We start from the raw sequence: 12,577 nt of genomic DNA on the forward strand, positions 1-12,577 counted from the left end.
CATCAAGTGATCGAGGCGAGTCCGCCCCCACCGCCCAGTCGGGGGTGGGGGCGGACCCGGGTGGTGGTTCAGCTGGTGTACGCCTCCAGTTCCCAGAGGGAGTGGCCGTATCCGGTGCCCCGGGCCGTGCCGTGGATCCGCAGGTACCGCCCGTTGGCGCCGAGTGCGGTGTGCTCGTCCACCCCGCCGTCGGCGCCGGTCACCGTCTTCACGGTGGTCCAGGTGGTGCCGTCGTTCGAGGTCTGGATCTGGTACGCGCTGCTGTACGCCGCCTCCCAGCTCAGCTTGACCCGGCCGATCGCGGTGGGGCTGCCCAGGTCGACGCGGATCCACTGCGGGTCGGAGAACGTGCTCGACCAGCGCGTGCCGAGGTTGCCGTCCACCGCCTGGGCACCGGTCACGTCGGCCCCTTCGCTGCTGGACGTCGACGTCGGCTTGTTCAGCAGCAGGTTTCCGCCCGGCGGGCCGGTGGGTCCGCCGGTGCCGCCGTACACCTCTAACTCGAACAGCGAGTAGCCCCACGCGGTGCCCCGGGTGGTGCCGGTGAGCCGGACGTACCGGCCGGAGCCGCTCAGGCCGGTCAGGTCGTCCACGCCGCCGTCACCGCCAGTCACCGTCCGGATCGGGGTGAAGGTGACCCCGTCGGTCGAGGTCTGGATCTGGTACCCGCTGCCGTACGCCGCCTCCCAGGTCAGTTTCACCCGGTTGATGTCGTACGTGGCACCCAGGTCCACGTCGATCCACTGCGGGTCGCCGAACGAGCTGCCCCAACGGGTGCTCAACACGCCGTCGAACGCGTTGGCGGCGACGAACGCACCTTCGAAGCTGGACGCCCGAGCGGGTTTGCCCTGGGCCAGGTTCGCGCCCGGCGGGTTGGGATCCGGCCCTGGGCCGCCGGGGCTGCCGGAGAGGGTGAACTCGTCGATGTCGAACCACGGGCCGGTGCCCTTGAAGACCAGGAACAGGGTCCGGGTGCCGGTCGGGGCGGTGACCCCACCGGTGACCGTTGCGAAGTTGGCGTACCCGCCGGTGGGTACGACGGTGGCCGAGCCCACCAGCGGCCCGGTGGGTGAATCGACCCGCAGCTCCAGGGTGCCACCACCGCCGGCCGGGGCGCCGACCCGGGCGCTGAACGACTGGACGCCGGTCAGGTTGTACGGACGGAACGAAATCCAGTCGTTGTTGTCGATGTAGCCGACCGCGGCGCCGCCGTGCCCGGCCGCCCCGGCGACGATCTGGACGCCGGACGAGTCACCGAAGTGCTCGGCCTGGCGCACCCGCGGTTGCAGGACCGCCTGGGTGTGCGTGGTCAGCGGCGGCTGGCCGCCGCCGCCCAGGTCGGTGTACTCGGCGTCGATGATGCCGAAGATGTTCGCCGCGGTGTCGTGCTCACCGTCGGCCGAGGTCCGGATGACCCCGGTGCAGCCCTGCACGCTGCCGAGCTGGTGTCCGTGCGAGTCGTGCCCGAGGACGTAGTTCACCTTCACCCGCGCACAGTTGATCGCGCCGTCCTGGGCGTCGGTGACGGTGACGCTGAACGGCACCGCGTCGCCGAAGGCGAAGGTCTGCCCGTTCAACGGGGTGTTCACGGTGACCACCGGCGCGCTGTTGCCGACCGTGACGACCACACTCGCGGTGCCCGTCTTGCCGGTGGTGTCCCGGACGGTCAACGTCGGGCTGCGGGTCCCGTTGGTGGTGTAGGTGAAGCTCGGGTTCGGCGCGGTCGAGTCGGTGGTGCCGTTGTTGTCGAAATCCCAGGCGTAGGTGAACGGGTCGCCGTCCGGGTCGAGTGTGCCGGCCGAGGAGAACGCCACGGTCAGCGGCGCGGTGCCGCTGGTCGGGGTCGCCGAGACGACCGCCACGGGTGCCCTGCCCTCGCGGGCGTACTCGATGCGGTACAGCGCCGAGTTGGCGTCACCGTTGAACCAACCGGTGCCGTAGTCGAGCACGTAGAGGGCGCCGTCCGGACCGAACTCCATGTCCATGACCTGCGTGCCGGTCCACGGGAACGGATTGATCTTCAACGGTTGGCCGGCCGCGTCGAGCTTGATGTTCTTGATCCAGCGACGCCCGAACTCGCCCGCGAAGTAGGTGCCGTCGTAGTACTCCGGGAACGCCACGTCGGAGGTGTTGTTCGGGTCGTACCGGTAGACCGGCCCGCCCATCGGGGACAGGCCGCCGCCGGTGAACTCCGGCGGGGAGCCGGATCCGCCGTACGGCAGCCACGCCGGAATGGCCGGAGGCAGCTGGGTGATGCCGGTGTTGTTGGGCGAGTTGTTGACCGGCCCGCCCGCGCAGTCGAACTTCGGTCCGGACGGCCCGGACGGGAACGTGTAGTCGTTGTAGGCGTCGTTGCGGGCGGTGCAGTACGGCCAGCCGTAGAAGCCGGGCCGGTCGATCCGGGCGAACTCCACGTTGCCGGCCGGCCCCCGGTTCGGGTCGGCGGTGCCCGCGTCCGGACCGTAGTCGCCGAGGTAGACCACGCCGGTGGCCTTGTCCACACTCATCCGGAACGGGTTACGGAAGCCCATCGCGTAGATCTCCGGGCGGGTCCGCGCGGTGCCCGGCGCGAACATGTTGCCGGCCGGGATGGTGTAGCCGCCCGCCGCGCCCGGTTTGATCCGGAGCACCTTGCCGCGCAGGTCGTTGCTGTTCGCCGAGGTGCGCTGGGCGTCGAACGCCGGGTTGCGCCCGGCCCGCTCGTCGATCGGGGTGAATCCGGCCGAGTCGAACGGGTTGGTGTCGTCGCCGGTGGACAGGTACAGGTTGCCGGCCGCGTCGAAGTCCATGTCACCGCCGACGTGGCAGCACATGCCCCGGCTGGTCGGCACGTTCAGGATCAGCGTCTCGCTGGCCAGGTTGATGGTGTTGTCCGGGTTGACGGTGAACCGGGCCAGCCGGTTGACGCCGTCCCAGACGGCGAAGTCCGCCGGGGTGCCGGTGGCCGGGGCCCCGCCGCCGGGTGTGCTCAGCGGGGGCGCGAAGTAGGCGTACACCCAGCGGTTGGTGGCGAAGTTCGGGTCCGCCTTGATGCCCTGTAGGCCCTCCTCGTCGCCGGTGTAGACCGGCAGGGTGGCGGCGACCTTGGTGTTGCCGGCGGCGTCGGTGTGCCGGATCACGCCGTTGCGGGAGGTGTGCAGCACGCCCCGGTCGGGCAGGACGGTGAGGCTCATCGGCTCGCCGGTCTCCGCAGCTCCCTTCGCCAGCTCCACCTGCTGGAAGTTGCTGGTGACGGTGGGCCCGCAGTCGGCGTCGACCGCGCCGGCCGCGGTCATGATGCCGCCGAGCAGGTGCTGACGGAAGGCCGCCTCGGTGTACGACGCGTCGGTGTGGCCGAGGCCCGTGTACCAGGCGCGCCCGCCGGAGTAGTTCTGGCACCAGGAGATCGGGTGGTCGGAGCCCATGCTCCCGCCGGTGTAGGTGGTCTCGTCGAGGGTGGCCAGCACGTGCACGTTGCCCCGGGGGTTCGTGCGGTAGTTGTACAACTCGTCGAACCGGCTCCACCGCTGCGGCAGTGTCCTGGTGGACGGGTGCACCTGGTCGGCGACCTTGACGGTGGCGGTCTGCTCGGCCGGGTGCGACGCGAAGTACGCGCCCACGAGGCCGCCGTACCAGGGCCAGTCGTACTCGGTGTCGGAGGCGGCGTGCACTCCCACGTATCCGCCGCCGCCCTGGATGTAGCGCTCGAACGCGGCCTGCTGGGCGGCGTTGAGCACGTCACCGGTGGTGGACAGCCAGATCACGGCGGCGAACCGGTCCAGGTTGGCGTCGGTGAACTGGGCCGCGTCCTCGGTGGTCTCGACGGTGAACCCGTTGGCGGCGCCGAGTTGCTGGATGGCGGTGATGCCGGGGGTGATGGATCCGTGCCGGAATCCGGCGGTCTTGCTGAACACCAGCACGGTGAACGGCGCGGCGCTGGCCGTGGGTGGCGCGGCGACGACGCCGCCCATCACGAGGATCGCGCTCAGCACGGCACCGAGCCACGATCTCAGGGATCTGCGCACGGTCGGGTCCTTTCGCGGTGCGGGGACGGCGTGCGCCGATCACGCCAGGCGGTGGTGAACGATGGATGCGAATGCATCGTTGCGGTTGGATCACGGGCGCGTCAAGCGTTCTCCCATCATCCGTGAGAGCGTTATCTCCGCAGGTCAGGGCCGACCAGCTAAGGCAAGATCGAATTACGGTTTTCCGCCGGTCGAACAAGCGCGCCCGGCCCTACGATGTGCCCATGGAGGTCATCAGGGACGGGCGACGCTGGCGGATCGGCACGGCCGGCGACGTCGCCTGGCTCGCTGACCGAACGACGCACGGCCTCTCGATCACCACCGCCGTCCCGCCGGTCTTCGACGCCTACGCGACCTGCCATCCGCCCGCGGGCGTCGGCTTCGAGGTGCACGAGAGGGCGCTGGTCGACGAACTCGCCCGACACACGCCCGAGCAGACCTGGTGGCTGGGTTACCTCGACACCGGTGCACACGACATCGTCTTTCCCGACGCCCCGAAGGTGCACCTCTACGCCGGCTGGCCCTACGTGCTGGTCGAAGCCGGTCCCGAACAGGCGCTCACCTGGCGTACCGGCCACATGCGCGGCGACGGCCCGCTGCCCGACCTGATGTTTCCCGCGGACCACTGCTGGCTCGTCTCGGCGCTCTGGGACGACACCTGGACCGACCTCGGTGGCCCCGCCGCCCTGATCAGCGCCCTGCACCGCAACCCGCTGGTCAACGCCCACCCCGTCGGCCCCGACGAGGACGCCCTCCCGCCGGGTCTGACGCGCGAATAACGCATCCGTCGACGCCGCTCGGCACCGCGACGGGGCGACAGTCCACCGCGCCGCGACGACGTCCCCGGAACGACACTGAGGCTCGACAGTGGACAGCACGGAGGTACGATCCCGCATCTGGTGTACGTAAGTCCGTCGAACCCCTCGATAGGAGCCTGGCATGGCCGGCCCGGATGCCGAACTCGCCGCGAAGCTTCAGCCCGACGTGCCCCACGCCGCACGGATCTGGAACTACTGGATGGGCGGCAAGGACAACTTCCAGTCCGACCGGGCGGCCGGCGACGCCGTGGCCGAGGTCTACCCGGAGATCGTCGTCATGGCGCAGCAGTCCCGGGTGTTCCTGGTGCGGGCCGTACGATATCTGGCCGCCGAGGCGGGCATCCGGCAGTTCCTGGACATCGGTACCGGCCTGCCCACCATGCAGAACACGCACGCGGTCGCGCAGGCGATCGCGCCCGATTCGCGGATCGTCTACGTGGACAACGACCCGATGGTCCTCGTGCACGCGCGGGCGCTGCTGTCCAGTGCGACGTCGGAGGGCGTCACCACCTACGTGCCCGCCGACTACCACGACCCGGAGAAGATCCTCGCCGAGGCGGCGCGGACTCTCGACTTCAACCAGCCGATCGCCGTCATGTGCATGGGCGTGATGGGCTACGAACCGGACCTGGACGTGGTCCGCTCGATCGTCGGGCGGACGATGGACGCGACCGCCTCCGGCAGCCACCTGGTGCTCTGGGACGGCACCAACACCAGCCCGGAGGTGGTCTCCGGCGCCGAGCGGCTGGCGGAGAACGGCGGTGTGCCGTACATCCTGCGCAGCCCGGAGGATCTCGCCAGCTGCTTCTCCGGTTTGACGATGGTCGAGCCCGGCCTGGTGCCGATCCCGCTGTGGCGCCCGGAGATCGCCGACGCGAAGGGCATCGACGCGTACGGCGCGGTGGCCCGCAAGCCCTGACCGACGTGCTGCCGCCCCGCTTCCGCCACGACTGCGGGAGCGGGGCGGTCGTCGTTCACCGGTTACACGCCAGCGTCAGCCCGTCGGGCACCGCACTGCTCGACACGAGCAGGCCGAACGTCGTCGCGGCGCCGGGCGCCAGCGTCCCGTTGTACGACGCGTTGCCCACTGTGACATCGACGCCGGCCGTCGTGGCCACGCCGCACCAGACCGTCTGGAGGCGCTCGTCCCCGGACCAGCGCCAGGCGACCCGCCACGTGTCGATCGGCTCCGTGCCGGTGTTGCGGACGGTGGCCGTGGCGACGAAACCGCTGCCCCAGCGGGCGTCGATGGTGGCCGTCGCACGGCAGGCCACCGGAGCCAGGGTGCGCGCCGGTCCACCGACGATGTACGGATCGCGGCGACCCTCGACGTCGCTGAACCGGTACCAGTACTCCGTGTCGGGCGTCAGCCGATCAATGGTCACGGTCCCGTTGGGCTCCGGCCCGGAGACCGCCTCGGCCACCGGATTCAGCCACTTCACGGCGTCGTCCCGGCTGGCGAAGAGCCTGATGGTCATCGGCGGGTCGTAGCCGCAGGGCGGCCGGAAGAATATCGAGTACGAGATGGTCAGGCTCGTGGTGGTGGTCCCGGTCAGGCTGGCGGTGATCGGCAGCGCTGGCGGGCACACCGGTGTCGGCGTGACCGACGGCGTCGGCGTGGACGCTGGTGTCGTCTCGGCGGCGCTGCTCGTCGGTGTCCAGGCGGCCAGCGCCATGGTCGTGACAGCGAGGATCATGCGGAGCATCGGTACCTCCGGGGGTTACCGGGCACCGACGACCGAGCTGGTGTCCGGTGCCGCACACGGGTTTCCGGCCGCCGACGAGGACTGCCCGGCACGGGTGGCATGACCACCTCGCGCGTCCCGTGGGCCGGAGAAGATGTGGTGTGCGCTGGCTCCCGAGCACGACCGAACCACAGCATGGCATTCGACCAGCATCGATACAAGGCCGTCGCGGTCCTGTCGAGGACCGTCCGTCTTCTCTTCGCCCGACGGACACGCGGCGGGCGCCCGAGCCGAGAATTATCCATTGCGATCTATCGGCTCGGACACGGGAGCACACCATGCTCGACGACAGCAGCATCTTCCGGCGATCCCGGGTGGCGAGGGCACTGACCGCGGCGGGTGCCGCGGCCGTGCTGGTGGCCGCCCAACTCGCGGCGCCGACGCCCGCCGGGGCGGCCGTCAGCAGGGCGGATCTCGCCCTGCGCTGGGCGCCCATCCACTACCAGGACGTCGACGCCACCGGCTCCCACGCGCTGGGCGGCCAGTCCGACTACATCACCAGGGTCGACTTCGACGGCGACCTGGCCGGGCGCAACAACTGGGACCGGGCCGGGCAGAGCGGCACCTCGCTCGCCGCGCACGCCTACTACTCCGTCGTCGAGACGAGCAGCCACTGGTACATCACGTACCTGTTCTTCCACCCTCGGGACTGGACCGACCACCCGCTCTTCGAGACCGAACACGAGAACGACGGCGAGGGCGTCCTGTTCACGATCGAGCGCGACGGTTCGGCGTACGGGGTCCTGCGCGCGGCGGTCACCGTCGCGCACAGCGACTTCTTTTCGTACACGCCTGCCGGCAGCACGTGGACCAGCGGCCGCGAGAGCGTCGACGGCACGCTGCAGCTCCAGGCGTCGCCGCATGACACGTTCCAGCATCCGGTCACCGCGCAGGAGGCGCAGGGCCACGGCCTGAAGGCCTACCCGCAGTTCGCCATCAACGGCGACGGCGTCGTCTACTACCCGTCGACGGTCGCCGAGACGCCGAGCGACGGCAACGACCGGGACGTGCGGTACCAGCTGATCGACATCTTCGCCGCCGGCGGCCTGTGGGCGCAGCGCGCCAACGCGAGCCTCTTCGCCGGGCTCGGCACGTTCGCTGGTGACACCTCCGGCGACTGCGGCGTCGGCACCTGGAGCTGCTCGACCAACTCGGCCAACGCGCCCTGGGGCTGGGACGACGGCAACGACGTGCCGGCGCGTGGGGAACTGGCCAGCGACCCGGCGAAGCTGTCCGCCGAGTACTTCACGATTCCGGCGGGCCTGGCACGTACCTACAGCCACAACCCGTACGCCGGGGCCGCGGCGGCGCTCGCCGAGGCGTCGAGGACCGCACCGCCGATCGTCGACTGATCGAGGCACAGGCGCGCGGTCGGCCCGAGGAGCCGGCCGCGCGCCGACGTGCCGTCATCGGCAGCAGATGTTGTCGGGGGCTGCGGTTAGCGTGTGGTCACTGTCGCCGCGCCGGCCATGTCGGGCCGGTAGTTGACCCCCTCGGAGGCCCCCATGTCCCAGGAGACGACCTACCTCGAACTGTCCGAAGTGGACGGTGCACACAAGTTCTACGAGGTCGTCGTCGACGACACCACGCTGACCGTGCGCTACGGCCGGATCGGTGACCAGGGGCAGGTCAAGACGAGCGCCTATCCGGACAACGCCCGTGCCCGCGCGGCGGCGGCGAAGAAGATCGGGGAAAAGGTCCGCAAGGGGTACGCCCCGGCCGTCCCCGGCGTCCGGCAGAAGCGCAGCGTCTCCCGGCGGCAGATCGTCAGCACCCGCTCCACGGCACACATCGCCCCGGTGCTCTGGCGCTACGACTCCGGCGCTCCCGCCTTCGGCATCTTCGTCGACGGTGAGCACTGCATGGTCGGCAACGAGCACGGGGTGATCACCACCCTCGGGCACGACGCCCAGGTGCGCGGCCAGGTGCGCCTCCCCGACGGGGTGAAGTGCATCGTCGCCGACGACGCCTGGATCTACGCCGGCTGCGACGACGGCAACGTCTACGACCTCTCCGGCAAGGTGCCCCGGGTCGCGTACGCGATCGCCCCGGAGATCGACATCTACTGGCTGGACATCCACGACGGCGTCCTCGGCGTCTCCGACGCCGACGGCGGGATCGCGGCCATCGACCACGAGGACGAGTTCCTGTGGCGTCGGCCCGGGCGGGGGCGCTCGGCCTGGATGGTGCGCTGCGACGCCGACGCGCTCTACCACGGCCACTCGCAGGGGGTGACCGGCTACGACTGGCGCACCGGCCGCGAGCTGTGGCACACGAGGACCGGTTCGGTGCTGTTCGGTTGGCAGGAACGCGGCAGCGTGTTCGCCGGGACGGGCACCCGCGAGGTGGTGCGGCTGGCCAAGGACGGCCGGGCCGAACGCAGCTACCGGTGCGACGCCCCGGTCTTCTCCTGCGCGACGGCGGAGGGCGGCGAGTACGTCTTCGCCGGCGACAGCCAGTCCTCGATCTACTGCTTCGACGCCGCCGGCACCCGACTGTGGAAGCTCGGCACCGGCTGCGGATCGGCGTACTCGATGCAGTATCACGACGGTCGCCTCTACGTGGTGACCACCGGCGGCCACCTAGCCTGCATCGACGCCAGCGAGCCCGCGATCCGTGCGGCCCAGGTCGGCGACGTGCCGCAGGTCCGCGACATCAAGGCGCCCCGCGAGGCGCCGCGCACCGTGCAGCCGACGGTCGTCGAGGTGACCGGTGACACGGGCGCGGGTGTGGTGGTGCAGTGCCTGGACGACCGGGGGCGACTCCGGGTGCAGGTGGTGTCCGACGGCTACCGACGGGACTGGTCCGTGCAGTTCCCCAAGGGCATCCGCGAGCCGGGCGCCCGCTACCTGGTGACGGAGGTCCGCGAGTCCGGCCGTGGCGGGTTCTACCGGGCGTACGGCGATATCCGCCGGCTGCGCTGAACCCGCTGCCGCCCGCCGGTCACCACGCGCCCCGCCGTACACAATCGGGTTGTTCCGTGCGGGTGCGCGGACGACCATGGTCGGCATGGCGGGAGCTGGGGTGTGAGATCGCCACTTCAGGGCGGACTACCGCCGAGGGGTGCGGTGGTTGGCACCGTCGTGGAGATCGCCTGCGACGAGTCGGGATTCTCCGGTACCAACCTGCTGCACTCGACCGCCCCGGTGATCACGCACGCGAGCGTCGACCTGGTCGTCGACGAGGCCGTCGCGCTCATCACCGCGCTGCGGTCCGGGTTCCGGTTCTCGCCGCACGAGCTCAAGTCCGGGCACTTCCTGCGCCGCTCCGGTGCGGATGAAGCCCTGGAGTGGTTCCTGGCGGCGTTGACGGGCCGCGCGCACGTCCACCTGATCGACAAGGAGTTCTTCCTCGTCACCCGGATCGTCGACTTCCTGCTGGCCGAGCCGTCGTACGCGGCTGGCACCCGACTGGCCCACGACAACCGTCCGGCTGCTCTCGCCCTGCACGAGGCCGGACGCTCGGCCGGGAGTGACTGGGGTGCCTTCCTGGCGGCGTTCGTCGATCTCGTCCGGATGAAGCGGCGGCTTCCGGTTCACCGGACGGTGCGGCGGTTCTTCCAGGCCCGGGACGCGCTGCTGCGACACCGGCTCGGCGCGGCGGCGGATGCCGTCCTCGACGGGCTCAGCCCGGGGCAGGTGAAGGCCGTGGTGGCCAGGCTCGACGGTGACGACCGGTCGGTCCCCCCACCGCTGGAACCGCTGCTGCCGGCGCTGGCGGAGACGGTCCTGTACTGGAGCGGCGGCCACCGGCAGGTGCTGGTGACGCACGACGAGCAGAGCGCCCTGACGGCCGACCGGTTGACCCGCCTCCAGCGCACGTTGGCCGACGCGTCGGCGGCAGATGCCGACGGGGTTGGGGCCCTGCCGTACGGAGTGTCACCCCTGGCCGGACTCGTGATGGTCGACTCCCGCGACGATCCGCGCGTCCAGGTCGCGGACCTCCTCGCGGGGGTGGCCCGGCGGATGCCGGGAATCATCGACGACGCGCTACGTCAGCCACCGCCGACCGCGACGCCATTGCGCGGTCCCGAAGGGTGACGCTCACGACGTGGCGAGGGCGTGGAGCGCTTCGGTGGTCACCGGGACATGTCGCACCCCGATCGGGTCCCGTCGACCGTAGTGTCACCGGCATGACGGAAATCCAGACACACACCCTCTCCCTCCCCGGCGCCGACCTGGTCTACGACGTCCGTGGCCCGCTTCCTCCCGCCGGCGGCCATCGTGCATTGCTGATGATCGGCCAACCGATGACGGCGGAGGGCTTCGGAGCGCTCGCGCCACACTTCACGGACCGCACGGTCGTCACCTACGACCCGCGCGGCCTGGGTCGCAGCGTCCGCACGGACGGTCGGTCCGACCACACGCCGCAGCAGCAGGCGGCCGACCTGCACTCGCTGATCGAGGCGCTCGGCGCCGGTCCGGTCGACGTGTTGGCCAGCAGCGGCGGCGCGGTGACCGCACTCGAACTGGTCGCCACCCACCCCGACGACGTCGCCACGCTGGTGGCGCACGAACCGCCGATCAACGCCGTGCTTCCCGACGCCACGGCCGCCGAGCGCGCCCGGGCCGACTTCTACGAGGCGTACCAGGCGAAGGGCCGGAGCGCGGGGATGGCCTCGTTCATCGCGATGACGTCCTGGCAGGGTGAGTTCACCGACGCCTACTTCGCCCAGCCAGCCCCCGACCCCGCGATGTTCGGCATGTCCGCCGAGGACGACGGCAGCCGCGACGATCCGCTGCTGTCGAAGAACTCGTGGGCGGTCACCGACTACCGCCCCGACGCGGACCTGCTCACGGCAGCCCCCACCCGGATCGTGATCGCGGTCGGCGAGGAGTCGGCGGGAACGTACACCGCGCGTACGGCCCTGGGCACCGCGGCGTTGCTCGGCCAGGAGGCCGTGGTGTTCCCGAGCCACCACGGCGGGTTCCTCGGCGGTGAGTTCGGCTACGCGGGCAAGCCCGAGGAGTTCGCCGCCCGACTGCGGGAGGTGCTGGACGCCGGGGCATAGCCTGCCCAGATGCGACACACCCTCACCCCTGGCGACAACACCCTGCACGGTCACTTCTCCGCCGACTTCCCGCCGGTGCTGACCATCGACCCCGGCGACACCGTCACCTACCGCACACTGGACTGCTGGTGGTCGGCCGGCCCGTACCCCGGTGGGTACAACGGCGACCGCCCCCGGGTCCCGCAGCACCAGCCGGACCACGGGCACGCGCTGATCGGGCCGGTCGCGGTGCGCGGTGCGCGCGCCGGTCAGACCCTTGAGGTACGCGTCGACGCGATCACTCCGGGCGCCTGGGGCACCACCGTGGCCGGCGGCTGGCCGAGCGCCTTCAACCAGCGCTACGGCGTCGAGCGGGAACAGGCGGTGCACTCCTGGGAGCTGGACCCGGTGGCGATGACCGGCCGCAACCAGCACGGCCACATAATCGCGCTGCGTCCGTTCATGGGGGTGCTCGGCATGCCGCCGGCCGAGCCGGGGCGGCACTCGACGATTCCGCCCCGACCGCACGGCGGCAACCTGGACTGCAAGGACCTGACGGCCGGCAGCACCCTGCTGCTGCCGATCCCGGTCGACGGCGCGCTGTTCTCGGTCGGCGACGGGCACGCCGCGCAGGGCGACGGGGAGATCGGCGGTACCGCCATCGAGTGCCCGATGGAGGAGGTGACGCTGACCTTCGACGTCCGGGACGATTTTCCGGTCACCGGTCCGGTGGCCCGTACCGCGGACGCCTGGCTGACCCTCGGTGTCGGCGCGTCGCTCGACGACGCCACGTTCATGGCCCTGGACTCGATGCTGACGCTGCTGCAACGGTCGCACGGTGTCAGCCGCGCGGACGCGGCCGCGTTGGCCAGCGTCGCAGTCGACGTACGGGTGACGCAGATCGTCAACCAGACCGTCGGCGCCCACGCGGTGCTCCGCGACGACGCGCTGCGCTTTCCGCGCTGACGACAGGATCGAGCGGCCCGGACGGTCGTCGTCCGGGCCGCTCGTGGGGTCGTA

10 protein-coding genes are annotated in these 12,577 nt (G+C 70.9%); 8 read left to right on the forward strand and 2 right to left on the reverse strand.

Annotated elements, in window-relative coordinates:
• Positions 1-68 precede the first annotated feature (68 nt).
• A complete protein-coding gene (locus tag JNW91_RS04895; RefSeq protein ID WP_203173738.1) occupies positions 69-4,004 on the reverse strand; it encodes a ThuA domain-containing protein in 3,936 nt (1,311 codons plus the stop codon).
• 224 nt (positions 4,005-4,228) lie between these two features.
• Here JNW91_RS04895 and JNW91_RS04900 point away from each other — a divergent pair, with 224 nt between their 5' ends.
• Together JNW91_RS04900 and JNW91_RS04905 are read left to right on the forward strand one after the other, a co-directional pair.
• Positions 4,229-4,783 (forward strand): hypothetical protein, encoded by a 555-nt coding sequence (locus tag JNW91_RS04900; RefSeq protein WP_203173739.1) that lies wholly within the window; start codon positions 4,229-4,231, stop codon positions 4,781-4,783.
• A gap of 160 nt (positions 4,784-4,943) precedes the next feature.
• Positions 4,944-5,741 (forward strand): SAM-dependent methyltransferase, encoded by a 798-nt coding sequence (locus tag JNW91_RS04905; RefSeq protein WP_203173740.1) that lies wholly within the window; start codon positions 4,944-4,946, stop codon positions 5,739-5,741.
• A gap of 55 nt (positions 5,742-5,796) precedes the next feature.
• Here JNW91_RS04905 and JNW91_RS04910 read toward each other — a convergent pair whose 3' ends face one another.
• Positions 5,797-6,300 carry a cellulose binding domain-containing protein gene (locus tag JNW91_RS04910; protein ID WP_238424372.1) on the reverse strand — a complete coding sequence of 168 codons (504 nt, stop codon included), beginning with the start codon at positions 6,298-6,300 and terminating at the stop codon, positions 5,797-5,799.
• A 46-nt stretch (positions 6,301-6,346) separates the two neighbouring features.
• On the opposite strand from JNW91_RS04910, the gene JNW91_RS31850 reads away from it, so the two are divergent.
• The 6 genes from JNW91_RS31850 to JNW91_RS04935 all read left to right on the forward strand — a co-directional run bounded on the left by JNW91_RS31850 (position 6,347) and on the right by JNW91_RS04935 (position 12,523).
• Positions 6,347-6,631: a hypothetical protein gene (locus tag JNW91_RS31850; RefSeq protein ID WP_238424373.1), complete on the forward strand. Its 285-nt coding sequence runs from the start codon at positions 6,347-6,349 to the stop codon at positions 6,629-6,631.
• Positions 6,632-6,845: 214 nt separating this feature from the next.
• Positions 6,846-7,919: a hypothetical protein gene (locus JNW91_RS04915; RefSeq protein WP_203173742.1), complete on the forward strand. Its 1,074-nt coding sequence runs from the start codon at positions 6,846-6,848 to the stop codon at positions 7,917-7,919.
• Positions 7,920-8,072: 153 nt separating this feature from the next.
• Positions 8,073-9,491, forward strand: coding sequence for a WGR domain-containing protein (locus JNW91_RS04920; RefSeq protein ID WP_203173743.1), 1,419 nt, complete (start codon positions 8,073-8,075; stop codon positions 9,489-9,491).
• Positions 9,492-9,635: 144 nt separating this feature from the next.
• Positions 9,636-10,607, forward strand: a complete 972-nt coding sequence (locus JNW91_RS04925) for a hypothetical protein (protein ID WP_309244230.1) — start codon at positions 9,636-9,638, stop codon at positions 10,605-10,607.
• A gap of 92 nt (positions 10,608-10,699) precedes the next feature.
• Positions 10,700-11,578, forward strand: a complete 879-nt coding sequence (locus tag JNW91_RS04930; protein ID WP_203173744.1) for an alpha/beta fold hydrolase — start codon at positions 10,700-10,702, stop codon at positions 11,576-11,578.
• Positions 11,579-11,587: 9 nt separating this feature from the next.
• Positions 11,588-12,523: an acetamidase/formamidase family protein gene (locus JNW91_RS04935; RefSeq protein WP_203173745.1), complete on the forward strand. Its 936-nt coding sequence runs from the start codon at positions 11,588-11,590 to the stop codon at positions 12,521-12,523.
• Positions 12,524-12,577 lie beyond the last annotated feature (54 nt).

This window comes from Micromonospora parastrephiae (assembly GCF_016802865.1).
GTDB classification, from domain to species: Bacteria; Actinomycetota; Actinomycetes; order Mycobacteriales; family Micromonosporaceae; genus Micromonospora; species Micromonospora parastrephiae.

Excerpts from the sequence above, each read along its gene's own strand:
- JNW91_RS04900 (WP_203173739.1), top strand. The coding sequence starts at position 4,229 with ATGGAGGTCATCAGGGACGGGCGACGCTGGCGGATCGGCACGGCCGGC.
- JNW91_RS04905 (WP_203173740.1), top strand. The coding sequence starts at position 4,944 with ATGGCCGGCCCGGATGCCGAACTCGCCGCGAAGCTTCAGCCCGACGTG.
- JNW91_RS04910 (WP_238424372.1), bottom strand. The coding sequence starts at position 6,300 with ATGACCATCAGGCTCTTCGCCAGCCGGGACGACGCCGTGAAGTGGCTG.
- JNW91_RS31850 (WP_238424373.1), top strand. The coding sequence starts at position 6,347 with ATGGTCAGGCTCGTGGTGGTGGTCCCGGTCAGGCTGGCGGTGATCGGC.
- JNW91_RS04915 (WP_203173742.1), top strand. The coding sequence starts at position 6,846 with ATGCTCGACGACAGCAGCATCTTCCGGCGATCCCGGGTGGCGAGGGCA.
- JNW91_RS04920 (WP_203173743.1), top strand. The coding sequence starts at position 8,073 with ATGTCCCAGGAGACGACCTACCTCGAACTGTCCGAAGTGGACGGTGCA.
- JNW91_RS04930 (WP_203173744.1), top strand. The coding sequence starts at position 10,700 with ATGACGGAAATCCAGACACACACCCTCTCCCTCCCCGGCGCCGACCTG.
- JNW91_RS04935 (WP_203173745.1), top strand. The coding sequence starts at position 11,588 with ATGCGACACACCCTCACCCCTGGCGACAACACCCTGCACGGTCACTTC.